The sequence below is a fragment of the Streptomyces sp. NPDC006476 genome, assembly GCF_040612015.1.
Lineage (GTDB): Bacteria > Actinomycetota > Actinomycetes > Streptomycetales > Streptomycetaceae > Streptomyces > Streptomyces griseorubiginosus_B.
Window position 1 is genome coordinate 1 of record NZ_JBEXPK010000030.1, and the last position, 25,407, is coordinate 25,407.

23 protein-coding genes are annotated in these 25,407 nt (G+C 69.7%); 13 read left to right on the forward strand and 10 right to left on the reverse strand.

Annotation, left to right across the window (positions count from 1 at the left end; translation table 11 throughout):
• On the reverse strand, window positions 1–629 hold a 629-nt coding region (locus ABZZ74_RS29875), incomplete at its 3' end, for a helix-turn-helix domain-containing protein (RefSeq protein WP_356770124.1).
• A gap of 83 nt (window positions 630–712) precedes the next feature.
• Window positions 713–1,294: a TetR family transcriptional regulator gene (locus tag ABZZ74_RS29880; protein ID WP_356770126.1), complete on the reverse strand. Its 582-nt coding sequence runs from the start codon at window positions 1,292–1,294 to the stop codon at window positions 713–715.
• 127 nt (window positions 1,295–1,421) lie between these two features.
• Between ABZZ74_RS29880 and ABZZ74_RS29885 the strand changes: the two genes are divergently transcribed.
• Window positions 1,422–2,552: an FAD-dependent monooxygenase gene (locus ABZZ74_RS29885; protein WP_356770128.1), complete on the forward strand. Its 1,131-nt coding sequence runs from the start codon at window positions 1,422–1,424 to the stop codon at window positions 2,550–2,552.
• 23 nt (window positions 2,553–2,575) lie between these two features.
• Here the strand turns inward: ABZZ74_RS29885 and ABZZ74_RS29890 are convergent, their stop codons facing one another.
• Entirely contained in the window at window positions 2,576–2,791 is a 216-nt protein-coding gene (locus tag ABZZ74_RS29890) for a hypothetical protein (RefSeq protein ID WP_356770130.1), read from the reverse strand.
• 66 nt (window positions 2,792–2,857) lie between these two features.
• Entirely contained in the window at window positions 2,858–5,092 is a 2,235-nt protein-coding gene (locus ABZZ74_RS29895; protein ID WP_356770132.1) for a LuxR C-terminal-related transcriptional regulator, read from the reverse strand.
• Between the two features lie 153 nt (window positions 5,093–5,245).
• Between ABZZ74_RS29895 and ABZZ74_RS29900 the strand changes: the two genes are divergently transcribed.
• The 6 genes from ABZZ74_RS29900 (at window position 5,246) to ABZZ74_RS29925 (ending at window position 11,122) form a co-directional block, all read left to right on the forward strand.
• Complete coding sequence (locus tag ABZZ74_RS29900; RefSeq protein ID WP_356770134.1) at window positions 5,246–6,448, forward strand: hypothetical protein; 1,203 nt, start codon at window positions 5,246–5,248, stop codon at window positions 6,446–6,448.
• 84 nt (window positions 6,449–6,532) lie between these two features.
• The gene (locus tag ABZZ74_RS29905; protein ID WP_356770136.1) at window positions 6,533–8,113 is read left to right on the forward strand and encodes an MFS transporter; all 1,581 of its coding nucleotides are present in this window, start codon (window positions 6,533–6,535) and stop codon (window positions 8,111–8,113) included.
• An 89-nt stretch (window positions 8,114–8,202) separates the two neighbouring features.
• Complete coding sequence (locus tag ABZZ74_RS29910; RefSeq protein WP_356770138.1) at window positions 8,203–8,721, forward strand: helix-turn-helix domain-containing protein; 519 nt, start codon at window positions 8,203–8,205, stop codon at window positions 8,719–8,721.
• Window positions 8,722–8,795: 74 nt separating this feature from the next.
• Entirely contained in the window at window positions 8,796–9,224 is a 429-nt protein-coding gene (locus tag ABZZ74_RS29915; protein ID WP_356770140.1) for an HGxxPAAW family protein, read from the forward strand.
• A 66-nt stretch (window positions 9,225–9,290) separates the two neighbouring features.
• Window positions 9,291–10,238: a class I SAM-dependent methyltransferase gene (locus ABZZ74_RS29920; protein WP_356770144.1), complete on the forward strand. Its 948-nt coding sequence runs from the start codon at window positions 9,291–9,293 to the stop codon at window positions 10,236–10,238.
• 20 nt (window positions 10,239–10,258) lie between these two features.
• A complete protein-coding gene (locus ABZZ74_RS29925) occupies window positions 10,259–11,122 on the forward strand; it encodes a PhzF family phenazine biosynthesis protein (RefSeq protein ID WP_356770146.1) in 864 nt (287 codons plus the stop codon).
• A 483-nt stretch (window positions 11,123–11,605) separates the two neighbouring features.
• On the opposite strand, the gene ABZZ74_RS29930 is transcribed toward ABZZ74_RS29925, so the two are convergent.
• From ABZZ74_RS29930 to ABZZ74_RS29950, 5 genes are all read right to left on the reverse strand, one after another.
• Window positions 11,606–12,796, reverse strand: coding sequence for an XdhC family protein (locus ABZZ74_RS29930; RefSeq protein ID WP_356770148.1), 1,191 nt, complete (start codon window positions 12,794–12,796; stop codon window positions 11,606–11,608).
• Between the two features lie 120 nt (window positions 12,797–12,916).
• Window positions 12,917–15,100, reverse strand: coding sequence for a xanthine dehydrogenase family protein molybdopterin-binding subunit (locus ABZZ74_RS29935; protein WP_356770150.1), 2,184 nt, complete (start codon window positions 15,098–15,100; stop codon window positions 12,917–12,919).
• A 115-nt stretch (window positions 15,101–15,215) separates the two neighbouring features.
• Window positions 15,216–16,211: a xanthine dehydrogenase family protein subunit M gene (locus ABZZ74_RS29940; protein ID WP_356770152.1), complete on the reverse strand. Its 996-nt coding sequence runs from the start codon at window positions 16,209–16,211 to the stop codon at window positions 15,216–15,218.
• Window positions 16,208–16,693: a 2Fe-2S iron-sulfur cluster-binding protein gene (locus ABZZ74_RS29945; protein ID WP_356770154.1), complete on the reverse strand. Its 486-nt coding sequence runs from the start codon at window positions 16,691–16,693 to the stop codon at window positions 16,208–16,210. Before ABZZ74_RS29945 ends, ABZZ74_RS29940 begins: the two co-directional genes overlap by 4 nt.
• 147 nt (window positions 16,694–16,840) lie before the next feature.
• Window positions 16,841–17,929: an alkene reductase gene (locus ABZZ74_RS29950; RefSeq protein WP_356770156.1), complete on the reverse strand. Its 1,089-nt coding sequence runs from the start codon at window positions 17,927–17,929 to the stop codon at window positions 16,841–16,843.
• Between the two features lie 157 nt (window positions 17,930–18,086).
• Here ABZZ74_RS29950 and ABZZ74_RS29955 point away from each other — a divergent pair, with 157 nt between their 5' ends.
• Entirely contained in the window at window positions 18,087–18,710 is a 624-nt protein-coding gene (locus ABZZ74_RS29955) for a TetR family transcriptional regulator (protein WP_356770158.1), read from the forward strand.
• A 269-nt stretch (window positions 18,711–18,979) separates the two neighbouring features.
• Window positions 18,980–19,156, forward strand: coding sequence for a hypothetical protein (locus ABZZ74_RS29960; RefSeq protein WP_356770160.1), 177 nt, complete (start codon window positions 18,980–18,982; stop codon window positions 19,154–19,156).
• Window positions 19,157–19,401: 245 nt separating this feature from the next.
• Here ABZZ74_RS29960 and ABZZ74_RS29965 read toward each other — a convergent pair whose 3' ends face one another.
• The gene (locus tag ABZZ74_RS29965) at window positions 19,402–19,569 is read right to left on the reverse strand and encodes a hypothetical protein (RefSeq protein ID WP_356770162.1); all 168 of its coding nucleotides are present in this window, start codon (window positions 19,567–19,569) and stop codon (window positions 19,402–19,404) included.
• A 19-nt stretch (window positions 19,570–19,588) separates the two neighbouring features.
• Between ABZZ74_RS29965 and ABZZ74_RS29970 the strand changes: the two genes are divergently transcribed.
• From ABZZ74_RS29970 to ABZZ74_RS29985, 4 genes are read left to right on the forward strand one after another with little or no spacing between them, the layout of a single operon-like run.
• Entirely contained in the window at window positions 19,589–21,115 is a 1,527-nt protein-coding gene (locus tag ABZZ74_RS29970; RefSeq protein WP_356770344.1) for a site-specific integrase, read from the forward strand.
• Window positions 21,112–22,857 (forward strand): hypothetical protein, encoded by a 1,746-nt coding sequence (locus ABZZ74_RS29975; RefSeq protein ID WP_356770164.1) that lies wholly within the window; start codon window positions 21,112–21,114, stop codon window positions 22,855–22,857. The genes ABZZ74_RS29970 and ABZZ74_RS29975 overlap by 4 nt, the downstream gene beginning before the upstream one ends.
• Window positions 22,854–24,995 (forward strand): integrase, encoded by a 2,142-nt coding sequence (locus tag ABZZ74_RS29980; protein ID WP_356770166.1) that lies wholly within the window; start codon window positions 22,854–22,856, stop codon window positions 24,993–24,995. The genes ABZZ74_RS29975 and ABZZ74_RS29980 overlap by 4 nt, the downstream gene beginning before the upstream one ends.
• The gene (locus ABZZ74_RS29985) at window positions 24,992–25,405 is read left to right on the forward strand and encodes a hypothetical protein (protein ID WP_356770168.1); all 414 of its coding nucleotides are present in this window, start codon (window positions 24,992–24,994) and stop codon (window positions 25,403–25,405) included. The genes ABZZ74_RS29980 and ABZZ74_RS29985 overlap by 4 nt, the downstream gene beginning before the upstream one ends.
• Window positions 25,406–25,407: the final 2 nt, after the last annotated feature.

Consider the following 25,407-nt stretch of genomic DNA (forward strand, 5'->3'; position numbering starts at 1 on the left):
GCCCAATGCCGGCCGGGGTGCGGCTGGAGGTTGAGCGGCCCGAACTCATCCATGCAGAAGATGACTTCGGGCTCGCCTTCCTCGGGTATGACCTCGCCGTCGGCGATCGCGTAGAGGTGTTCGACGCGGGCCTTCTTGGCCGCGTAGTCGGGGTCGCGGGAGGTCTTCCAGGTCTTTATGCGTTGAAACGAGACGCCCTCCTCGCGGAGCAGGATGCGAAGGCCCTCGTGGCTGATGTCGTCGACCACCCCCTCGGCGACCAGGAAGTCGGCCAGCTTGGCCAGGCTCCAGGTCGAGAACGGCAGGCCGTGCTCGGCCGGCTTCGACTTGGCGATCTTCTTGATCTCCCGGCGTTCCGGGAGGGTGAAGGTCTTCGGCCGGCCGCCCTTGTACTTGGGGTAAAGCGAGTCGAAGCCGTCCGCGTTGAAGTTGTGGAGCACGTCGCGAACCCGGTCGTCGCTGGTGAACGTCACCTCGGCGATCTTCGCAACCGGCATGCCCTGCGCGGATAACAACACCATCTGAGCCCGCCGCCAGGTCACCACCGAGCCAGTGCCTCTGCGGATGATCCGCAGCAACCGCCTGCCCTCGTCGTCATCAATCTCCCGGACCCGCACACGTTCAGCCACCTGATCATTCTGGCCGTCCGATACCGCCGGGCGCAGCAACCAGGCAACACGTCACCGCAGGGCGAACGTTGCCTGATACGGCACTAGTTCGGGTCGAGGACGGCCCGGAGGGCCGGGGCGAGGCCGCGTTCGATCTCGTCCGGCGTCAGGGTGGTCACTGCGGGGAGCCGCAGGAGGTAGCGGGTGAGTCCGAGGCCGAGGAGCTGTGCGGAGACCAGGCCGGCCCGGTGTGCCGCGAGTTCCGGGCCGAGGGCGGCGGCCAGGGCGGGGGCGACCTGCGCCGCGAAGATCTCGTGCATCCGTGCCGCGGCCTGTTCGTTGGTGACCGCCGAGCGCATCAGGACCAGCAGTGCGTCGTCGGCCGGGTCGCCCTCCCAGCGTTTGAGGAAGTGCCGCACCAGGGTCTGGGGGAGCTCGTCCGCAGGGACGTCCGTGAGGTCGGGCATTCGCAGGTCGATGGCGAGTGTCGCGTCGAAGAGCTGGGCCTTGTTGCCGAAGTAGCGCATGACCATCGAGGGGTCGATGCCGGCGTCGGAGGCCACGGCCCGGATGGTGGTGCGCTCGTAGCCCTGGGCGGCGAAACGCTCGCGTGCGGCCCGCAGGATCGCGGCCTTGGTGCGGTCCGAACGCCTGTCGGTGCTGGTGATCTCGGTGCCTCGCGTCATGCCAACGACTGTAGGCCAACGTGTGTTGACTTTCCAGCGCGGGAGTGAGCATCATGCCAACAGCTGTTGGCCAACAAGTGTTGGCAAACGGTTGTTGGCTTTGTCTCCGCAGAAGGGAAACCCCGTCATGAACACCACCGCACTCCCGGGCCGCACCGAGGTCGCCATCGTCGGCGGCGGCCCGACCGGGCTCGCGCTCGCCGTCACACTCGCGTCCGCCGGCATCGACTTCGTCGTCCTGGACAAGCTGGCCGAAGGCGCGAACACCTCACGGGCCGCCGTCGTCCACGCCCGCACCCTGGAGGTCCTGGACGAGCTGGGAGCGTCCGAGGACCTGATCGCGCGAGGCGTGCAGGTCACCCGGTTCGCCGTCCGCGACGGTGCCCGGAGGCTGCTGACCGTGCCGTTCGACCAGCTGCCCACGGCGCACCCGTACACGCTGATGGTCCCGCAGTACGAGACCGAGAGCGTGCTGCTGGAGCGGCTGCGCGCGCTCGGTGGCGACGTGCACCGCCCCTACGAGGTCGCCTCCGTCGTCCAGGAAGCAGACGGTGTCACGCTCACCATGACCACCGGCGAGACGCTGCTCGCCGCGTACGCCGTCGGCGCCGACGGTATGCACAGCACCGTGCGCGAGGCCGCGGGCATCGGGTTCTCCGGCAACACCTACGCCGAGTCCTTCGTGCTCGCCGACGTCATGATGGACTGGGCCCCGGGCCCCGAGGAGGTCTCGCTCACGTTCGGCACCGCGGGACTCACCGTCGTAGCGCCGCTGCCCGGGGGGCACTACCGGGTCGTCGCCACCGTGGACGACGCGCCCGCCACACCGGATCTCGCCTTCGTCCAGCGGCTGTTGGACGAACGCGCCCCGCACCAGGCCAGGGTCACCGGCCTGGCCTGGTCGTCACGGTTCCGGGTGCACCACCGGGTCGCCGACCACTACCGTGCCGGCCGTCTGCTGCTGGCCGGCGACGCCGCCCATGTGCACAGCCCCGCCGGCGGCCAGGGGATGAACACCGGCATCCAGGACGGCTACGCCCTGGGCCGGGGCTTCGCGTCCGGGCAGCTCGACGGCTACGAGGCGCGGCGCCGGCCCGTCGCGCAGCGGGTGGTCGCCTTCACCGACCGGATGACCCGCGTCGCCACCACGCGCAACGCGATGGTCCGAGGGGCACGCAACATCGCGCTTCCCCTGCTCGGCCACACGGGCATGCCGAAGAAGCTCGCCACCGAGCTCGCCGAGCTCAACTACCGGTAGTGCAAACGTTGTTCGGGGGCCTCTCAGACGGTCGTCTCCTCGAAGGCCAGCACATGATGGCCGGTGTCCCAGAGCAGGGTCAGCAGGGCGCGTACCGACGCCTGGTCGACGTCCTCGACGATCAGTACGGTGCCGTCCGCGCCTGGTGTCGACACGTGGTCGAACCTGGTCCGGATCATGTCCAGCAAGGTGCGGGAGATCGGTCCGCGCAGCGTCAGCTCATACCGGGGAGGGGCCATGTTCACAGGGAACCCGCCGCCCGGGTGGCAGTGCACCACCCGCCGGGAGAAGCACCCGGGGTGGGGTCAGATCAAGCCGAGTTCGCGTGCCGCTGTGACGGCGTCCTGCCGGGAGGCGACGCCGAGCTTGCGGTACAGGCTCTTGTTGTACGCCTTGACCGTATTGATGGACAGGAACATGGCCGCCCCGATCTCCCGCTGGGTCGCCGACCCCTGCAGTGCCCGCAGGATCGACAACTCGCGGTCGGTCAGTTCCTCCGCGAGAGCACCGGAGCGTACGGCGGTGCGGGCGCCGACGCGGCCCAACCGCGCCTCGCTCTCCTCGAGCCGCCGCTTCGCGTAGGCGCTCACCGGCTCCTCCTCAACCACCTCGCGGGCCCGGGCCAATGCGGCGCGGGCGGCGGGCCGGTCGCCGCAGGCGAGCTCGGCGTCCGCGAGATACAGCAGGCCGAGGAACAGCGTCGTCGGCCGCGGGTGGAGTTCGGCGAGGGTGACGGCGCGGCGCAGCAGGACGGCGGCCGCCTCCATGTCGGCGTTCAGGTAACCGCGCCTGCCGGCGGCGATACGCAGCGCGGCGAGCCCCGGAGTGCTGGCCTCCCTCCCGTCGCGCTCGACGGCGTCGGCTGTCGGAACGGCCTCGCGCAGCACCCGGTCGCAGTCCTCGCCGCGGCCGGCCTCGACAAGGCTGACCGCCAGCATGCCCGCTACAGCCATCACGGTCCACAGTGGCCAGGAGTCGCGGCGGCGCTGCTGCCACACGTCGAGCAGCAGGGTCGCGGCCTCGTCGAAACGGCCGTCTCGAGCCAGCACGCCACCGAGTGTCGCAGGTACGTGTGGGTGCGCGGTGACACCGCCGGCGGTTTCCAGTTCGAGAGCCTGCCGGGCCAGGGCCACGGATTGCGCGGCCTCGGCATCCGACATTCCGAAGCCCGCGCGCACGGTGAGCACGGCACCGCGGAAGCTGTGCCAACCGGGCAGGACGGTGTCTGGGGTCCCGCCCGCCTCGCAGACGTCCAGCCAGCGGTTCACACGGTCCTGGTCGCCGCACAGCGCCGCCGCGAAGGCCAGCGAGTAGGCCAGCTCCGGACCCACCGTCCGCCTGGACAGGCGCTCGCCGAACTGCAGGTACGTCGCCGCGGTGCCACGGGGGAAGAACCAGCTCTCCGCGGTGCGCAGCATCAGCTCGGCGGCCTCTTCGTCGCGGCCGGCCCGCAATAGGTGGTGCACGGCGTCGTCGATGCGGTCCTCGTCGGCGAACCAGGCCGCGGCATGACCCAGGACCTCCCGTGGGTCCGCCGTGGCCTCGCGTCCCAGAACCTCCCGGAGCAGATGATGACACCGATACCACTGCTGCTCGTCGTCCAGGGCGGCCACGAACAGATCAGCCCTGACCAGATCGGACAGCACCTCGGCCGATCCGGTCACCTGCAGCGCGGCGTCGCACAACGGACCGGAAAGGCGTTCGAGCGGCGCGGCCCTGACGAGCAGGTCCCGATGGCGCGGCGCGAGGCCCGGCAGCACCTCGGCCGCGAAGTAGTCCAGCAGATGCCGGTCGTCGGCGTGGGCCTTCGCCGGGTCCGCGCGCAGCGCGAGAGCGGCCAGTTGCAGGCCGGCCGCCCACCCCTCGGTGCGTTCCCATACGGCTGCTGCCACCGCCTCGTCGAGGTCGTGACCCGACACCGCTGCCACCAGGGCCGCCGCCTCGTCCGGCGAGAACCGCAACTGTGCCGCCCGCAGCTCGGTCAGCTCGCCGCGGGCCCGCAGCCGTGCGATCGGGAGCGGCGGGTCGGTGCGCGAGGCGATCACGATCCGCAACGAGGCGGGCATGTATGCCACGAGGTACTCGACCGCCTCGTGGATCCGTTGATCGGCGAGCAGGTGGTAGTCATCGAGGACCAGTACGTGCGGCACCGTGGTCGCCGCCAGTTCGTTCAGCAGCATCGGCAGCGCCAGGTCGACCGGGGAGACGCCGGCCGCGTCCAGTGCCTGCAGCGGGCCCCTGCTGATCGCGTCGCCGGCGTTGTGCAGGGCGGTGAGCACGTAACTCCAGAACCGGACGGGCTCGTCGTCACTGTCGTCGAGCGAGACCCACGCGATACGGCGCTTCTCCTCGGGGTCGGCCGCCCAGCCGCTGAGCAGACTCGTCTTGCCCCAGCCGGCGGGCGCCACCACCACCGTCAGACGGGTCTCGGCCAGACGCAGCTGCCGCCGCAGGCGTTCGCGCGGGACCGCGCCGGCCCGGGCCGGCGGGATCACCTGCTTCACGGCCAGCAGTGGCCGCCTGGGTATGTCCGACGTCACGACGCTCCCGACCTGCGGCCCGGCACCGCAACCCGGCGCCGATTCTGCCAGCTCCACCACCCCGGGTACATTCCGCGGCGGGGTGATGCGCCAGCACCCTGTCCGACGCGAGTCTCCTGGCACCACCCGGGGCCGCGCGACAGGAGAGACGCAATGGCCACGAACACCGTCACAGACGAACCCCCTGAGATCGCCTTCACCCGCAGGGACGCGCTGAAACTGGCCGGCCTGGGCATCGGCTCGGTAGCCACCCTCGGTGTGGGCCTCGGCGGACTCCGGGCCGCCACCAACGGCGCCTTCAGCGCCGGATCGGGCGATCCGTACGACCTCTGGCACGACTGGACCACGATGTCCGGCATCGAGCGGGTGGTCGCCGCCGGCGTCCTCGCGTGCAACCCGCACAACACCCAGCCCTGGCGCATCCGCGTCGACGCAGACACCATCGACGTCCACTCCGACCCCAGTCGGCGGATGCCGCTCAACGACGCCAGTGGCCGCGAACACTTCGCCGGGCTCGGCTGCGCCGTGGAGAACATGGTGATCGCCGCCGGACCGGCCGGATTCACCACGAAGGTCATCCTCTTCCCGGACGGCATCGCCTCGGAGCATGTCGCCCGGATCGTTCTGCGGGACGGCGGCACCGGGCAGGACCGCGACCTCGCCGCCGCGATCCCGCACCGGCACACCAACCGCGGCCCGTACACATCCGCGCCCGTCGACCTCAGCGGGTTCACCCAGCAGAGCTCCCGCATCGACGGGGCGAGCGTGCTCTGGATCAACGACAAGGCGGCGCGTGAGCAGTTGGGCCGGCTCTACGTCGAGGCCACCGAGGCGATCACCGCCGACACCGCCCAGTCCACCGAGGCGTTCACCTGGTTCCGCAGCGCGCGCAGCAGCATCGACCAGCACCGCGACGGGCTCACCCTCGACGGTCAGGGAGTCGGCGCGCTGACCCTGTTCGCCGCGAAACTCCTGCCTGCGCAGTCCCGCAAGGACGGCGACGCCTACTGGGTCAAGGCCACCCGCGAGGTGCACACCGCGACCGCAGCCGCCTACGGCGTCATCGTCGTCGACGACGTCACCGACCGCACCGCGCAGGTCAACGGCGGACGGCTGCTGGCCCGGATGCACCTCACCGCGACCGCCCTCGGCCTCGGCCTGCACCACATGAACCAGATCACCGAACGCATCGACCGCGACACCACGGCCGGCAACCGGGACGTCTTCTCCGCCCGCTGGGCCGCTCTGCTCGGCCGCCCCGCCTCGACCGGCCTGCTGTCCTTCCGCGTCGGCCACCCTGAGCGCACACCGGGCCTCAGCCCGCGCCGCAGCCTCGAAGACGTCGTGACCAGCTGACCCCGGCGGGAGCGGCCGACGCCGAGCGCCGCCCGTCCACCAGTTTCGCCCAGTCCACCAGTCTCGTTCACAGGAGGTTCCCCCATGCCCGCCCCCGTTCCGCACCAGGCCACAGGGCCGGTGCGCGCAGTGCGCACCGGCCCCGTTCTGGCCGTGACCTGCCTGGCCCTGGCGACCGTCGTATCGGCGATGGCATCGCTGAGCGTGGCATTGCCCGACATCGCCCAGGAGACACACGCCAACCAGACCCAGCTGTCGTGGATCATCGACTCCTACAGTCTGATCTTCGCATCGTTCCTGCTGCTCGCAGCGACCCTCGGCGACCGCTTCGGCCGTCGCAGGGCATTGCTCGGCGGTATCGGACTGTTCGCGGGAGTGTCGCTCGCCGCGACCTTCACGACCGAGCCGGACGTCCTGATCGCCCTGCGCGCGGTGCTCGGCGTGGCAGCCGCATTCGTCATGCCCGCCACGCTGTCCACGATCACCAGCACGTTCCCCCGCACCCAGCAGGCGCGTGCCATCAGCATCTGGGCGGCCGTCGCGGGCGCCAGCGCCGCGCTGGGGCTGTTCGCCTCCGGCGCGCTGCTCGAGGTGTGGTCGTGGCGCTCGGTGTTCTGGCTGAACACCGTGATGGCCGGGGTGGCGTTCATCGGCACCCAGGTCTTCGTGCCGGAGTCCGCGCAGCCGGGCAGGCAGCGTGTGGACGTGACCGGAGCGGCTCTCACCGTGGCGGGGCTGGGAGCGCTGGTCTACTCGGTCATCGAGGCGCCCGAGCATGGTTGGGGCAGCACGCGCACCCTGACCGGCATAGCCCTCGGGCTCGCCGTCCTGGTCGCGTTCGTCGTCTGGGAACTGAGGCACCCGCACCCCCTGCTCGACCCGCGGCTGTTCCGCCACAAGGCGTTCGCGGCCGGATCGATCTCCACCACGCTGCAGTTCTTCGCCTTCTTCGGGTTCATCTTCGTCACCATGCAGTACCTCCAGCTGGTGCGCGGTGACAGCGCCCTGATGGCCGCGGTGAGCGTGCTGCCGATGTCCGCGGCGATGATCCCCAGTGCACGCCTCAGCCCGCGCCTGGTTGCCCGGCGAGGCGCTCGCGGCCCATGGACCTTCGGCCTTCTCCTGGTCACCACCGGTCTGGTCGTGCTGGCCCAGCTCGACGCCGGCAGTTCGTACTGGCTGGTCGCCGGCGGGCTCGTGCCGCTCGGTGCGGGCATGGGCCTGGCCACGACGCCGGCCACCGCGGCGATCACCGATGCCCTGCCGCCCCGTCTGCAGAACGTGGGATCCGCCGTGAACGACCTGTCCCGTGAACTCGGCGGCGCCCTGGGCATCGCCGTCCTCGGCAGCCTCATGAGTGCCCAGTACCGAGACGAGCTCGACACCAGCGGGCTCCCCGCACCGATCGCGCACGCGGCACGCTCCTCCCTCGCCGCCGCCAACCACATAGGCCACGCCACGGGCAATCCCGCACTGATCGACCGGGCCCGCGACGCCTTCGCCTCCGGTATGCACCTCGCACTCCTCAGCGGCGCCGCAACCACCGTCCTGGCCGCCGCCGTCGTCACCCTCCTACTGCGCCGGACCGGCAAGCCCGGCACGGTCGCCCTGGAGACGCAGACCGACGGCACGGACCGGGAAACGGCCGCTCCGGCGACGGCGTAGCACCAACCGACTGCCGGACAGATCCACCACGACGGGCGGCGCGAGGGGCCACGATTCGTCCCGCGCGCCGCACCAGGAAGGGAACCGACATGACTCCGTTGCGCACACAGACGGTGCACCAACCCGGCCCCGAGCGGTTGCCGAAGCCACTGGAAGCCCTCACCCGGGCCTTCGCTCTCCTCGGCACACGCGGCACCGGGCTCATCATCACGGCCCTCGCCAAGGGCCCGGCCGACCCCCACCTCATTCACGAGCGCGTCCCCGGCCTCAGCGACGGCCTGCTCACCCGACGCCTCCGTGAGATGACGGCCCTCGGCCTGGTGGCCCGAACCGCCCACCCGGGCACACCCACGAGCACCGTCTACACGCTCGCCTCCCACGGCAAGGCGCTCCTCATACCTCTGACCGCACTGACCGTGTGGGCGGAGGACCACCTCCCTACGAAGGCATCCCAGGGAACGCGGTCCCCGCGCGCGACCGGGCGGGGGCGGACCGGAGTTCCACCGACCCGGTACACCACCGAGGCGGTGGCTCAAGTGGTCGCAGGACGGTCAGGGATGACAGCGCCTGGTCGTAGGCGCCGGGGTGCACGCACCCCGGCGAGCTGACGAATCGTCGACGGTGACACCCCCGTTACGACTGTCGTTTCCCCATCCATATCCACAGAATCGGATTACAGAAAATGAGCGCGCACGAAAACGTGGACCTGGGTCATACGGTGGCCGGCTGGACAGGAACAACCGTCGCAGTGGTCGGCTTCTGCGTCGCAGGTCTCGGAGTCATCGCGGTTTCGGCGGCGTTGGTGATCTCCGGCGTCGCAGTGATCGCCCTGGCCGCCGTCATCACCTGGCTTCTCCACCTGGCGGGCTGGGGGAAGCCCAGCGGCCCCCGCCCAGCCGACCAGTGGGACTGGCGGGTGAAAGACCTTGGCGCCCGGCAGGGGCACCCGGACTGCCTGGGGTGCCGCATGGCCGGAAGGCGAGTCGAGGCGGTGGCGAAGGCCGCAGAGCCGACGCCCCCCGCGGCCACCCTGCCGTCGCCGCGCCAGAACCAGCACAGCTCGGGCATCTCGCCAGCAGGGGCTGCGCAAGAGGGCCGGCCGCTTCTCTAGCGGCTGCGCCGCCAACTGCCCGTCGGGAAGCGTCTTTGGAACAGAAAGCAGGAGGACAGGCCTGCAATGGCTGCTGAAAACAAACCTGAGGGCGTACATGCCCGCGAGGACAGTGTGGCGGCCCGGGACGGCCTCGCGGCCAACCGGGCCCTCTGGAAAGACCTCGCCGAATTCCACGGAACTGACCCTGGAGACCGGTCGTACGACGTGCAGGCATTCCTCGCCGGCGGGCAGACGCTGCGCGGGATCGAGCGAGAACTTGCGGGCGACGTGGCAGGCAAGGACCTACTCCACCTGCAGTGCCACTTCGGTATGGACACCCTGAACTGGGCGCGCCTGGGTGCACGCGTCACCGGTGTGGACTTCTCCTCCAAGGCGATCGCACGCGCCCGGACCTTGGCGGAGCGGGCCGGTCTGGTCGCGGAGTTCGTGGAAGCGGACACCCAGCGTCTCCCCGACGCTCTGGCGGGCAGGTTCGACCTGGTCGTCGCCACCTACGGGGTCCTCTCGTGGATCGGAGACCTCGGCGCCTGGATGGGCGGTGCGGCGACAGCGCTGCGGCCGGGCGGCCGACTGGTTGTCGTGGACCTTCACCCCGTCTTCCAGACGGTGCTCACGTTCGACCCCTTCGTGGCCGACTGGCCCTACGGTGGCGGCACACCGCAGCATGACGCGATGACGGGCACGTACGCCCACGTCGAAGCTCCCGCCGAGCCGAAGAAGTCCTCCCAATACCCGTATTCGGTCGGCGAGATCGTGACGGCGGCCGCTTCGGCGGGCCTGGTCGTGGAGCGCCTCGGCGAGCACACGGAAACCGAGACCGACGGGCGTCACATCCTCCCGCAGGGCCCGGACGGCCTGTATCGGTTCCCGTTCAGCGACACCTACCTGCTCATCCTGTACTCGCTCAGCGCAGCTCTCCCGCCCGCACCCGACGGACACCCGGGGGACCCCGCCTGTGCGGTCGGGCACGGTGCTGCGTGGCAGACGCCTCGTGATGACAGCAAGTCGTGACAGACCGGAGTGTCCGAAACATGTACTACCTGCACGTCGATGTCTTCAGTTCACAGCCCTACAGCGGCAACAGCCTGGCGGTGTTTCCCGACTCCGGGGGGCTCAGCGGGGAGCAGATGACGCGCATCACCCGGGAGATGCGCCATTTCGAATCGGTATTCCTCGCCCCCGACCCCGCCCATAAGCGGACCTGGGGCGCGCGCGTCTTCGACCTCGCCGAGGAACTCGACTTCGCAGGACACCCCCTCATCGGGGCAGCCTGTGTCCTGCACGCTCTCCACGGCGTCGGCGAGAACGAGAGCTGGCACCTGAAGCTGAAAGCCCGAACGGTCGACGTCACCACCCGACGCCGCTCAGCGGGCCGCTACACCGCCGTTCTCGACCAGGGCCCCGCCACATTCCTCGGCCGCCCCACCATCCCCGAGCTGGCCACCTGGTTTTCCCTGGACGCCGACGACCTGGACCCGGAACTGCCTCCAGAAGTGCTCTCCACAGGACTTCGGTACCTCATCGTCCCTGTGCACGGCGACGCACTGGAACGCGCCCGGATCGCCCAAGACCTCGACGCCCCCCTCGCTGCTGTCGGTGCACAGTTCGCCTACCTACTCGACGCCGCCGCGCTGGAGGGTCGCCATTGGAATAACGACGGCAACCTGGAGGATGTGGCCACCGGCTCCGGCGCCGGCTGTGCCGCCGCCTACTTGCGCCGACACAGCCGGATCGGCGACGGAGAGACCGTCACCCTGCACCAGGGACGCCTCACCGGCCGTGCCAGCCAGATGGCGATCAGCGCACACGGCGAAGGGCAGAGCATCCGCTCGGTCACGGTGGGCGGCGAGGTGGCGTTCGTCGCTGAAGGGCACCTCAAGGAACTGCCCGCATGAGCCCCTCTGCATTGCCCCACATCGGCCCCGACGTCATCCGCGCCGCAGGCGAACGTGGCGACGGTGCGTTTCGTCCGGCCCGTGTCGAGCCGCTCGACCTGCCGTCTGGCGTGCTCCAGCCCCGCGTTGACCGACTTGGCGGCCTCGACCATGATCCGTCCGGCCTCGGTCGGCGTGACCCCGCGGGTGCTGCGCGCCACGACCTTGCTGCCGAGGCTCCCTTCCAGCGCCGCCACCTGAACCGCCCCTCGAGGAGGGCGGGGTGCAACGCCACCGGGGTGAGCAGCGTCATCGCCTCGCCCCTCTCCACCAGCCCGGCCTGCACCACGACGTCCACGTGGCGGACGAGGTGCCCCTCGTCGGCGGTGCTCCCCGTAGTGCGGTGCGTGCGGAGTGCGGTGCAGCCGCGTGTGAGCGGTGGACCGGGGCCGACAGGAGGGGGCCGTGCGAACGAGAGTCCTGGCGGATGTTCCGACAGGGCTCTCAGGTGGAGAGCGCCTCACCAGATGCGACGCCTGCCGTCAGGGCGGGTGAGGTGTTCCCGTTGACTTGGCAGTCGGTTCGGTCACGGTGGATCGGTATGTGTCGGTCGCTCAGCGGCAGGCCTGTTCCGCCGAGGCGGGCGGCGACGATTTCGGCGGCGATGGACAGGGCGGTCTCCTCGGGTGTGCGGGCGCCGAGGTCGAGGCCGATGGGTGAGTGAAGGCGGGTCAGTTCGGCTTCGGTGAGGCCGATGTCGCGGAGTCTGCGGTCGCGGTCCTCGTGGGTGCGGCGGGAGCCCATCGCGCCGATGTAGGCGGCCGGCAGTCGCAGGGCCGTCTCCAGCAGAGGCACGTCGAACTTGGCGTCGTGGGTGAGGACGCACACCACCGTGCGCTCGTCGGTCCGGGTGCGGTGCAAGTAGCGGTGTGGCCAGTCGACCACGATGTCGTCGGCCTCGGGGAAGCGTGTCCGGGTGGCGAAGACGGGTCGGGCGTCGCACACGGTGACGTGGTAGCCGAGGAACTTGCCCACGCGTACCAGGGCCGCAGCGAAGTCGATGGCGCCGAAGACCAGCATGCGGGGCGGCGGGACGCTTGATTCGACGAACACGGTCAGGTCGGGATCGCAGTGGGTTCCGTCCTGCGCGATGTCGAAGGTGCCCGTGCGACCGGCATCAAGCAGAGAGCGGGTTTCGTCGACGACGGCGTGGTCCAGCTCGGGACGTCCGCCGAGTCCGCCGTCGTAGGATCCGTCGTGACGGACCGTCAGCGCCCGCCCGAGGAGCCCAACCGGGCCGCGGATTACGCGGGTGAGCGCCGTCGCCTCGCCCCGGGCGGTGGCCGAGAGCGCCGTCTGGAATGTCTTCCTGTCCGGTCCGTAGGCGGGCACCGGGGTGACCAGAATGTCCAGGACACCGCCGCAGGTGAGCCCGACGGCGAAGGCGTCCTCGTCGCTGTAGCCGAACCGCTCGCGCACCGTCTCACCGTCGGCGAGCGCCTGGGCGCACAGGTCGTACACGGCGCCTTCCACGCAGCCGCCGGAGACCGAGCCGATGGCCGTTCCGTCGGCGTCTACGGCAAGCGCGGCGCCCGGCCCGCGCGGCGCGCTGCCGCTGACGGCCACGACGGTGGCCACGGCGAACTCGCGTCCTTCCTCGAGCCACCGGGTCAGCTCGTCCGCGATGTCCAGCATGGTCTTTCTTTCTTGTGGTGGTCGGATGGGGCGGATCTGCCATGAGGCGGCTCAGTCACTCGTCACGCCGCAGGCGCCCGAACGGGCCCGGCGCGACGAGGGCTTGCGACCGCCGTCGCTTCAGAGCAGTTTGTCCAGCGTGATCGGCAGGTCCCGCACCCGCTTGCCGGTCGCGTGATAGACGGCGTTCGCTACAGCCGCACCGACACCCACGATGCCCACCTCGCCCGCGCCGAGGATGCCGAGGGGCGTGTTCGGATCTGGGTGGTCGAGGAAGGACACGTCGATCGGCGGGACGTCGGCGTGCACGGGGACGTGGTACTCGGCCAGGCTCGGGTTCATGATCCGTCCGTTGCGCGGGTCGACGAGGGTCTCCTCGGCCATCGCCAGGCCCAAGCCCATCACGATGCCGCCGCGGACCTGGCTGGCCGCCGTCTTCGCGTTGATCACCCTGCCGATGTCGAACACGCCGACCCACCGCGACACCCGCGTCTCGCCGGTCTCCGCATCGACCTTCACCTCGCAGAACTGCACACCGGAGGCAGCCTTGATCAACCGCTGGGCCCCGAGCAGGAAGCCCGGCAGGAACCGTGCCCGACCGGCGATCCGGCCGAGCCGCGTCTCGGATCCGATGACGGCTTCGACGTGCGGCACGTTCGCGCGCCGGAGTATCTCCTCGTTGCTGTCGCCGCCGGTCTTGCGGGCCATGGACTTCAGCGTCTGCTTCAGCTCCTCGCACGCCTGCATCACACTGGCGGCGGTGCTCGCGGTCTGGACAGAGGAAGCGGCGGCCGGCCCCATCGGCAGATCGGAATCGCCGTACTCCACGCGGACGGCGTCGAACGGCACACCCAGCGCGTCGGCCGTGATCTGGGCCTGGGCCGTGGCCGCGCCCATGCCCATCTCCTGGAAAGCGCAGCGCACCAGTACGCTGCCGTCGGCCGACAGACGGACCGTGACGTTGACCGGCATGGTCAATGCCGGGTGATAAGCCGTGGCCATGCCCGTCCCGACCAGCCACCGCCCCTCGCGTGCCGAGCGCGGTTCGGGGTTGCGCTCCTGCCAGCCGAACAGCTCCGCGCCCAGCGCGTATAGCTCCGGCAGCCTGCGGTGGGAGAACTTCTTCTTGCCGTCGATCGGGTCGACCGCGGTGTCATTACGCAGGCGCAGCTCGATCGGGTCCATGCCCAGCTCATAGGCCAGTTCATCGATCGCGGACTCCAGCGCGAAGGTGCCGATCGCCTCGCCCGGCGCGCGCATGAAGGTGTTGGGCAGCAGGTCGAGTTGCACGTGGTCGTGTCGCGCGAGGATGTTCTCGGACGCGTAGAGGTGCTGGGACGGGGAGGTCACCTGCTCGAAATGACCGCCGATCCGGCCGGTGCGGGTGACGCTGGTGTGCAGCAGCGAGGTCAGCCTGCCGTCGCGGTCCGCTCCCAGCGCGACCCGCTGGATGGACGGGGTGCGTCCACCCACCGTGCGATAGACCGCCTCCCGCGACAGCACCAGCCGCACCGGCCTCTTCGTCGCCCGGGCCGCCAGCGCCGCGAGGATGGTGCCGGGCCAGATCGAGAACTTGCCGCCGAAGGCGCCGCCGACGAAGGGCGCCAGCACCCGTACGTTCGTTCTGGGCACGGAGAACCGCAGCGCGAGGTGCGTGCGGAACCAGTCGATCGACTGCGTCGCGTCGTGAACGGTGAGCCGGTCGCCGTCCCAGACGGCGATGGTGGAGTGCAGCTCCAGCGCGTTGTGGCTGTGCGGCGGGGTGGTGTACCGCAGGTCCAGCGACACCTGCGCGGTAGCCAGCGCCGCCTCCGCATCGCCCCTCTTTGCCCCCCGGGGGAAGAACGAGTCGTTCGGTTGCGGCTGTGCGTCGTCCTCGGACCCCACGAAGTCCAACGAGGACTTGGTGACGGTGTACTCGGCGTGCACCAGTGCGGCGGCCTCCCGAGCGGCGGCGGAGGTCTCCGCGACGACCACCGCGATCGGCTGCCCCTCCCAGTGCACCTCGTCGCTCTGCAAGTAGTTCACCGAGGTGCCGGAGAACAACATGGTGAAGTTGAAGGTTCCGGCTTTGGGCGCCGGTTTCATGGGGGGCGCGTTGAGGTGGGTGATGACGGCGATCACGCCCGGCACCGCCCTCGCCTCGTCGGTGTGCAGGGCCGTGATGCGGCCGCGGCTGATGGTGGCGTGGACGAGTACGGCGTGCGTGAGGCCGGGATAGAAGTGCTCGGCGGCGAACTTCGCCGCACCCGTCGTCTTGACGCCGCCGTCGACGCGGTCGAGCGGTTGTCCGATCGTAGTCATGCCGCCCTGCCTTCCTCAGTACGGCCCGGGTGCACGTCACGCGGAAGCCGCGCGGGTCGGGCAGGGATGGTTGTCACGCTGACTGGGCGTGAACTGGTTGCCTTTGAGCTCGACATCAGGCGGCGCTCCCCTCGGTCAACAGCTGCCTCAGGGTCGCCACGATCGTGCGCCGTGCGAGTTCGATCTTGAAAGCGTTCTCCGGCCCGCCCTCTGCGGCGGCGAGTTCTGCTTCCGCCGCCCGCCGGAAGGCTTCCTCGGTCGCTGGCTCACCGAGCAGTACCCGTTCGGCTTCGGTAGCGCGCCACGGTTTCGTGCCGACGCCGCCGAGCGCGAGGCGGACCTCGGTGACCCGGCCGTCCTCGACGGCCAGCGCGGCGGCGACGGAGACGAGGGCGAAGGCGTACGACGCGCGGTCGCGGACCTTGCGGTAGCGCGAGTGCGCCGCGACGGGCACCGGCGGCAGCTCGACAGCGGTGATCAGCTCGTCGGCGGCGAGTACCGTCTCGATGTGGGGGGTGTCGCCGGGCAGCGTGTGGAAGTCGGCGATCGGGATCCGCCGCACGCCGCGCACGCTCTCCACCTCGACGACCGCGTCGAGCATCACCAGCGCCACTGCCATGTCCGAGGGATGCGTGGAGATGCAGTGCTCGCTGGCCCCCAGCACCGCGCTGCCGCGGGAGAACCCGCCGATCGCGTCGCAACCACTGCCGGGCGCACGCTTGTTGCAGGCGGAGGTCTCGTCGTAGAAGTACATGCAGCGGGTGCGCTGCAGCAGGTTCCCGCCCACGGTCGCCATGTTCCGCAACTGGGCGGACGCCCCGAGCAGGATCGCCTGCGCCAGCACCGGATACCGGGCACGGATGACAGGGTCCGCGGCGAGACGGCTGTTGGTCACCAGTGCGCCGACGCGGATGGTGCCGTCCGGCAGTTCCTCGATCCCGGTCAGCGGCAGGCGGGTGATGTCCACGACCGTCGCCGGGTGCTCGATGCCCTCCCGCATGAGGTCGACGAGGTTCGTCCCGCCGGCGAGGAACTTCACGTCCTCGCTGTCCGCGATCGTGCGCAGCGCCGTGGCCGTGTCCGGTGCGCTGAGGTAGGAGAACGGCTTCACTTTGCGACCTCCTTGATCGCCGAGACAATGCCGTTGTAGGCGCCGCAACGGCACAGGTTGCCGCTCATCCGCTCCCGGATCTCCGCCTCGTCCAGCTCCCCACCGGTGTCGGCGAGATGCTCGGTCGCCGCACTGGGCGCGCCTTCCTTGTGCTCGGCGAGCATCCCGATCGCCGAACAGATCTGCCCCGGCGTGCAGTAGCCGCACTGGAATCCATCCGCGCGGACGAACGCCGCCTGCAACGGGTGGTCGACCCCCTCGATGGTCGTGATCTCCCGGCCCTGGTACTGCACCGCCAGCGCGAGGCAGGCGTTGATCCGCCGACCGTCGGCCAGCACCGTGCAGGCGCCGCACGCCCCCTGGTCGCAGCCCTTCTTGGTACCGGTCAGGCCCAGGTACTCACGCAGCGCGTCGAGCAGGCTCACCTGCGGCGCGACGTCCAGTCTTCGGGCGGATCCGTTGATCCGCAGCTCGATCTCCACCGTGACATTCCTCCGGTTCACCCGAGGGCTCGTTCTCTTGAGGGGGCGCCATCAGGCACAAAGGGCTGGATTAGAAGGACTCTGGCCTGCGGCCTGGAACACCGCGTTCTGCCTCGCCATGCTCGCGAATGGTGATCTTCGTTCAGGTCATGCGCTGTCGGCGGGCAGTGCCGGGTAGTCGGTGTAGCCGCGGTGGTCGCCGCCGTAGAAGGTGGCCGGATCGGGAGTGTTGTAGGGGCCGCCGGCGGCGAGGCGGGCGGGCAGGTCCGGGTTGGCCAGGAACAGCGCGCCGAAGGCGATGATGTCCGCGGTGCCGTCCTCGATGAGGGCGAGTGCGCCGGGGCCGGTGGTCTCGGGGTGGGTGAAGGGGTTGAGGATGAACGCCGTCGGCCAGTCCTTGCGCAGCCGGGTGGTCAGGTCGCGGTCCGGGCTCTCGACCAGGTGCAGGTAGGCGAGGTCCAGCCGGGCAAGAGCGGCGATCAGGGTCGTGTAGGTCTCCAGCACGTCCGCCGGGTCGCTCTCGGCGATGTCGTTGTAGGGGTTGCCGGGGGAGATGCGGAAGCCGGTCCGGTGGCCGCCGATCGTTTCCGCGACGGCTGTGGCGACCTCGATGCCGAAGCGGGCCCGGTCTGCAGGGCCGCCTCCCCAGGTGTCGGTGCGCAAATTGGTGTTGGGGGCGAGGAACTGGTGGATGAGGTAGCCATTCGCCCCGTGGATCTCCACGCCGTCGAAACCGGCGGCGATCGCGTTGCGCGCGGCGTCGACGTAGTCGGCGATCGTCCGGGCGATGCCGTCGGGGTCCAGTTCCTTGGGCGTGACGTAGTCCTGGGGGCCCTGGTAGGTGAAGACCTGGCCCGCGGCCGCGACGGGAGAGGGAGCGACGGGGATGAGTTGTTCGGGCAGCAGGCTGGGGTGGCCGATCCGGCCGGTGTGCATCAGCTGCGCGAAGATCGTGCCGCCATGGGCGTGTACGGCGTCGGTCACCTTCCGCCAGGCGTCGACCTGCTGAGCGGAGTGTAGGCCAGGAGTGTTGGTGTAGCCCTGGCCGACGACCGACGGCTGGATGCCCTCGGTGATCATCAGGCCGGCGCTCGCACGCTGGGCGTAATAGGTGGCCATCAGCTCCGTCGCCGTGGCCGCGGGAGCGTCGGCGCGGCTGCGGGTCATCGGCGCCATCGCGATGCGGTTGGCCAGCGCCTTGCCGCTCAGGTCGATCGGGTCGAACGCGGTAGTCATGGCAGCTTCCCCAAAGAAGGGTCGGGTGAGAGAGGCCGGCGACAGCCTCGCGGGGTGCCGGTTCGCGGCACTGCTTCGCAATGAAGTCTCCGGGGAGAGACTCTACACCTTTTTGAGACTGAGTCTCTAGATGAGTCGTAGCTGTAAGATTGCTCGTATGACCGACTCCGCCAGCGCCGCCCACCGCACCCCGCCGAAGCCGCCCGGTCTGCGTGACCGCATGCGGGCAACAGTCCGGGCGGAAGTCACAGAGGTAGCGCTCCGGCTCTTCGCTGATCAGGGCTTCGACCGGACGACCGCCGACCAGATCGCCGCCGAAGCGGGACTGTCGCGCGCCACCCTGTTCCGGTACTTCCGGACAAAGGAAGACATCGTGCTGGGCGGCCTGGAGGGCGATGGCCAGCAGGTCGCGGAAGCGCTCGCCGCCCGCCCCGACGAGGAGCGGCCCTGGGTGGCGCTGCGCCGGGCCTTCGATGTCCTGGTGCGGGTGAACGAGGAAGCACCCGAGCAGACGCTGAGCTTTCTGCGCATGCTGCAGGAGACGCCGTCACTGCGTGCCCGGCACTTGGAGAAGCTGTTGCAGTGGCAGGAACAGATGGTGCCGGAGATCGCCAGGCGACTGGAAGCCAGTCCTGGCCGGCCGGAGGATCCCAGGCCGACCGCGCTGGTCGCAGCCGCCCTCGCCTGCTTGGACGCGGCCGCACGAGGATGGGTGGCCTGCGAGGGCACTGTCTCCCTCGCTGTCCTGCTCGATCGGGCAATGGGCGCGCTGACGGAGTAACCGGCTGCCCGAAGCCGGCGACCGGCGCTCCCTGACCGGGGCGGCGAGCCGCAGTGGTGATGCCTCCGAGCACCACCAGGCGGCGTGCGCCGACGATGGGAATCAGCCTCTCGGACAACAGAACTCGGACGCTGATGACCGCGACCATCGGCAGGAGGGACAGTGCAGTGCGAACGGCGCTCTGGCCCAGCACCTGCTGCAGGTACAGGGAGAGGAAGAACAGCGGCGCGGTGATGACGGCGCCCATGCACAGCGTGAGGACGTTGCCCATGCGCACGTTGGCGATGCTGGCCGCTGCCCAGGCAGCCAGGCAGATCCGCGATGACCTCACGCTGTTGCAGATCTTCGACTTGATCGTCGCCATCGCCAAGATCAATGAGAACTCCGGCTACCTGCGCCCCCTCTTCGAGACCGTCCTCGACGGCCTGCACCGGCCGACGACATGACGAAGCCCGGCTCCGGCAGCGAAGTCAGGGGGTAGGACGAGAACTGTCACCCGCCCCTACGGCGGCAAGCCGGGACGGCGTTGACGTACGTCCTGTGTGGTGCGCCCTGGTCCGTCGAGAAGAGCGACGCGGAAGGTCAGTAGCCGGAACCGAGCAGGAGGGCCGGGTCACCCGGCCCTCCTCTCACGCCGTGCGTGAGGCGTGGTGCCGCAAGGTTCAGGGCCACCCTGGACAGCCCGGCCGGGTCAGCACTTCCACGTCTCCCACTTCAGCTCGCCCTTGAGGGAGCCGTCCGACCAGGCGACCGGGGTGTCGATACGGAAGCCGTCGGAACCCTGGCCGGGGTAGTACCAGTAGTAGTGGCCGTCGACGCGCTTGCCGTAGTCGGTTCCCTGATGATTACGCGTGTTCAAGCGTCAGAGGAGGCGTCTGTTGAGCACGTGGCACGTGGTGCGAGTACCGGATCCGGGCCGGTGGGGAAGCCTGCCGGCGAGCGGGGCCCTGGGGATACATGACCTTCCGGAGGCGGTGGCCCGGATCGGGTTGCGGCCGGGGGATCCGGTGTTCGTGAGGCCGGATGGCATGGTCGATGCGGACCTGCTGAATTTCGTTCGGTCCAAGGAATTCCGGAGTCTGGAGCGGGAATCGAAGCGGAATTACGCCACGGACACTCGGCTTCTGCTGGAGTTCCTTTCCTCGCGCGGGGTGCCATGGCAGGAGGCGACTGAGCAGGATCTGGCTGACTACCGGGACTGGCGATGTCGGGCGCCTGAGAATCCGCGCCGTATCAGCGGGACGAAGTGGAACCGGGAGGCGGCGGCGTTCACCAAGCTGTTCCGGTGGGCGGGAGTGCACCCGCTGCCGGTGGACGTCTCGCGGAGAGAGGACCGGGCTGCGGACTCAGTGAGTGCGCGGGTGTCGTGGCTGACGCCGCGGACGTGGGGGCTGTGGTCGGACATCGGGCTGCGTGGCCATACCCGTTTTGGAGTGCCGGGGCCGGGCTGGGAGTCGCGGACGGAGATGCGGAACACCGGCTTCGTGCAGCTGCTGCTCAGCTCGGGCCTGCGTCGGCAGGAGGGCGGATCGCTGTTGACGTTCGAGGTGCCTGTCCAGCGGCTGCGGCACGGCCGGTACTGCCACGGCCGCGTGGCTGCAGCGGTGACCAGGTCAAAGAACAGCCGGGTCTTCTACGCCTCGGTGGACGCGGTCGGCCAGGTCGAGGCGTATGTGGAGTCGGAACGTGCTTGGGCAGTGCAGCGGGCCCAGGCAGAGGGCCGCTACGACCGGCTACCGGCGGTGCGGCTGGTCACGAGGGTGACGCGCGGGCTGAAACCGATGGTGGAGTGGGTCGATCAGGATGGCGCCCTCGGTGGTCAGGAGTTGGGTCGTCTGGGGTGGCGTGAACGGCAGTGGCTGTTCCTGGAGGGGCCGGACGGGCCGGAGCCGGCGTGGTTGTGGCTGACCGAGGAGGGCCTGCCCATGGGCCCGGACCGGTGGAACGGGGTGTTCAGGCTCGCGAACCTGCGCTGCGAGGAAGTCCTGCTCACGCTGGAGGAGCGGGAGATCAAGCGGCGGTTCCGGCTGGCGGAGGTAGGCGGCAAGAGTCCGTACGCGACACCGCATTCCGCCCGCCACTCGTTCGCCCTTTACATGCTCATCGTGTTGAACCAGTTGATGGAGACCCGCTTCGGGCTCACTGCGGCACAGCGGCGGGACTTCGCGTTGCTGTTCGGTGACCCGTGGTGGCTGGTCAAGACGCTGCTCGGTCATGCGGATGTCGAGACGACGAAGCGGCACTACCTCGCGCCCGTGGCGCATCTGCAGCTGGAGTCGATCCTGGCCGCGGCGGCGGACGGCCAGGAACAGCAGGTCGAGGACCTGGACAGCGCCTTCGCGAGGCTTGCCAGGCAGACGGCCGGCATCCAGGACATCGACGGGCTCGTCGGGGCGGTCTCGTGACCGGCCGGGGACGCAAGGCCGTCCTGCCCCCGGCAGGTCACCGCACCGAACCCGCCCTGGCCGCGGACGGGCTGGTGGTGACCGTGGTCAACACGGCGGGCATCAAGAAGGAGTACGACTTCGCCGCGCTTGCGGTCGCGGAGCCGATGCAGCGTTCGCTCGCCGCGGTGTTCGCTGCCCAGGCCAAGAGGTGGAACAGCCACTACAGCGCGCAGACCTACTGGTCGAGAGTCGGATCGTTCGCAGGGTTCCTCTCCGAACTGGAGGATCCGCCGGAGGATTTCGATGGCCTGACCGCGGCCGTCCTCAAGCGCTGGCGGGCGCGGCATATCGGCACCAACCACGGGAAGATGCTGCTGCTGGCGATGCGCACGCTGCTGCAGCGGGATGTGAGGCTGGCCAGCGGGCCGGCTGCTGAGGAACTGGCCCGTCGGATTCCGGCGCCGGCGCCGAGCAAGCAGTCGTACGAGGACGCCGAGCGGGAACAGGTGCGGCTTGCTGCTCAGAGGCAGTTCCGGGCCGCGGTGCTGCGGATCGCGCAGAACACGCTCCTGCTGGAGCGCTGGCGAGCCGGTTGCCTGGTGGAAGGCAGCCGGGAATGGAAGCTCGGACGAATCCTCGATCACCTCGCACACACCGGTGACGTCCCGCGCACGATCCTGCCCGGCGGCAGCACCGGTGTGACGAACGCGGGCCTGCTGGGCGGCACCCACAAGTTGCAGACCTGGGGCCGTCTCTTCCTGACGCGCATGGAGATCACCGCGCTCGCCGTCCTGATGACCGACCAGTTCGCCTGGAACCTGTCCGTCTACGACCGTATGCCGGCCCCGACGGCGTCCCCGTCGGCCGGGGAGACGACCTCGGTGACCTACCAGGTCCAGGTCGAAAAGCGCAGATCGAACAGAGGCGGCAGCGGCTGGTGGCTGTCCACGGAGAACATCACCGACTCCGGCGCCGGCTCTCCTGGCCGGCTCATCACCCAGGCACTGCAAACCACTGCTGCCGCCCGCTCACTGGCCGCCCGGCTGGCGCCCGGCACCGACCTGCTGATGGCTTCACGCACAGCCCGCCCGGCAATGCCACGCCATCGCGACACCAACCGTCCCGGGCAAATAGGTCCCCTGTCGTTCGGTGTCTCTGGGAGCGACGCGCGTGATTGGGCCCGCAGTCACCAACTGGGCGGATCGCCCTTCCAGCGGACCCGCCGGACCACGGTGACCCGCGAGGGCCGACCCATGCAGCACTCCCAGGGCACCCATGAGAGCGTCTACGTGCTGCCCGACCTGCGCGTTCAGCGCGCCTCCCGGGACATCTTCGAGGCTGGCGCGCACGAGGCACTGCAGCAGGCCACCGCCGTGGTCTTCGCCGGACGCATCACGGCCGAGCCGGATCCGGACCATCAGGAGACCGCCACGGCGGACTGCGCGGACGACACGACCAGTCCATGGCCTGCTCGGGACGGCGGCTGCGCAGCGGACTTCCTGCTCTGCCTGGCCTGCCGCAATGCCCACATCCACCCCGGCCACCACCCGCGTCTGGCTCACCTGCACCAGCAGCTGCAGGGCCTGCGATCCGCCTTGGACGACCGCATCTGGCACGAGCGCTGGACCGGCCACCTGCTGAGACTCGAAGACCTGCGCGACAAAGTCGGCCCGACGGCCTGGAACGCCGCCCTCGCCCGCGTCGACAGCAACGACCGCGCCCTCGTCCACCTCCTGGTGAAGGGAAACCTCGCCCCGTGACCTCCGCCGCCGTCGAGAACGATCCGCACATATTGCCCATGCCCGCGCCGGACAGCCCCGTGGTGCTGCCCCGCTGGATCAGCACGGACAACACGCACCCCAACTCCCGCTACGAGGACGACGCCTGGTCGCTGGCACCGCTCATCGACAACCCCAGCACCGTCCTGCCCAAGATCTGGTGGAAGAACTGCCCGGCGGTCATGCTCTCGGAAATGAAGCTGGCGGCCTGGACCATGATCAACGGCCAGCACCGTCCCACCACCCTCATCGGCAGAGGGGCCGGAGCCCGGCCCCGGGGATCCGCCGTGGCCATGCGGACCACATGCAGCGAGTGGATGCGGCTCGCACGCTGGCTGCACCAACGTCACCGATCGAGCCTTGCCGCCTGCACCGAGCACGACTGGCGGGCCTATCTCACCGAGCGCCTGGGCGACGCGATGTCCCGCAGCCGCGCGGAGTCACTCAGCTCCAACCTGACAGACCTCTGGGCATTCGACCAGCTCAGCGCCCGCCCCACAGGCATCACCCGGCCACCCTGGGACACCGAGGGCATCGACGGCTTCCTCCCCCAGGAGAAGGCCGGCAGCGGCGAGAACCTCACCGAACCCCTGGACCCACAGGTCCTGGGCCCTCTGCTCGTCTGGTCCATACGGCTCGTCGACGACTTCGCCGACGACATCCTCGCGGCCTGGGCCGAGAGACAGCGTCTGAACACCGCGGCCACCACCACGAAGTCCACTCCCGCGGGGCTGGCCACGCTCAAGGAGTTCCTGCTGTCACGCACCCAGGCCGCTCTCCCCCTGCCGGCCATGGATATCCACGGTCAGACGCGCCTGGCCTCCACCTATGTCGCCGGACTGACCGGCGCCAATCGCAACCAGGTCAACTTCCTCTGCAAACGGCACGGCCTGTCGGACCTGACCGCGAAACGTCCAGGGCCATGCCCACTGAACGTGCCGGTGACCGGCAAGATCAACGGCTCACCCTGGCGCGATCACCTGGACTACAACGAAGCCGCCGAACTGATGCGGCACCTGGCCATCGCTGCCGTGATCATCTGCCTCTATCTGACCGGCATGCGGCCGCAGGAAGTACAGGGCCTGAGATCCGGATGCTGCCCCGATCCCGCCCCCGGCACGGACGGTGTCCCTGGCCGGCACCTGATCCACAGCCGCCACTACAAAACCGTGACCGACGACGACGGCAACCACGTCTCCGCCGGCGAAGTACGCGAAGTCCCCTGGGTCGCCATCGCGCCCGTCGTCCGCGCCATCCGAGTCCTGGAACGGATGGTCCCGGAAGGAGAGCTCCTCCTCAGCTCCGCACACCACGACTTCCCCTGGTTCCACGGCTTCCACGGCGTGTTGAAGAACAGCTCGCTGAACAGGCGCATCCGGGAGTTCACGACCTGGGCGAACCATGAGGCGGACAGGCACGGACTGCCAGAGCAGACCATCGCCGAGGACCCGCACGGCGCGATCAGCACGAGCCGGTTCAGACGGAGCCTGGCCTGGCACATCGCCCGACGCCCCGGCGGACTGATCGCGCTCGCCATTCAGTACGGGCACATGCGCACGATCCTGGACGCCCGCACGTCCAGCGGCTACGGCTCCCGCAGCCGCCACGGAATCCATGGCGTCCTCGACATCGAAACCGCGCTGGCGGCAGCCGACACCGCCTCCCGGCTCCAAGACCGCGTCGCAGCCGGCGAGAAGATCTCCGGTCCTGCCGCCGGACGGGCCCTGTCCGCCGCAGCTCAGACACCCCGCTTCGAGGGCCGCACCACCACCAGGAACTTCGCGCGCAAGGCCACCGCCTTCCTCGCCCGCGACGGCATCGTGCTCTATGACAACCCCGACGCGTTCCTCATCTGCGCGTTCAAGCGTGACAACGCACTCTGCGAACCCGACCCAGGCGCCACCGCCCCGCGGCAGTACGACTGCCGGCCCGGTTGCGGCAACACCGTTCGCACCGACACCCACGCACGCAACCTGCGGCAACGAGCCACCGAACTCGACAGACTCGCCACCCGAGCGCCAGGACCGATCGCCAAGCGCTTGATGGCGAACGCCGCCCAGCTCAGGGCCACAGCCGACACACACGACACCACGGCCGAATCCCTCGAGGCACTGGCATGACCCAACACCACCAGGACGAGCGCACCCGCATCCGCGCGGCCATGGACAGGCTCCTCGCCGAGCAAGCCACCGCCTCCAACGGCGGCCTCACCATCGTCGCCCTGGCCGCTGAAGCCGGCGTCCACCGCATGGCCCTCATCAAGCGGCACGCTGACCTGAAGAACGAGTTCTACGAACGAATCCGCAGCAAAACCAGAGGAGTCCCGGAAACCGAGAAACGACTCCGGGAAACCGTCACCAAACTCAAGAAGACCATCGCGAACCAGAAGGCCGAGATCGAAGACCTCCGCCAACAGGTCACGAACCTCACCCTCGCGAGCGCCGTTCTGATTCACCAGACGGACACCCCACAAGAGCCTCCCACCCCACCCCCCGGCAACGTCGTCCAGCTCCGTCCACCCAACACCTGACC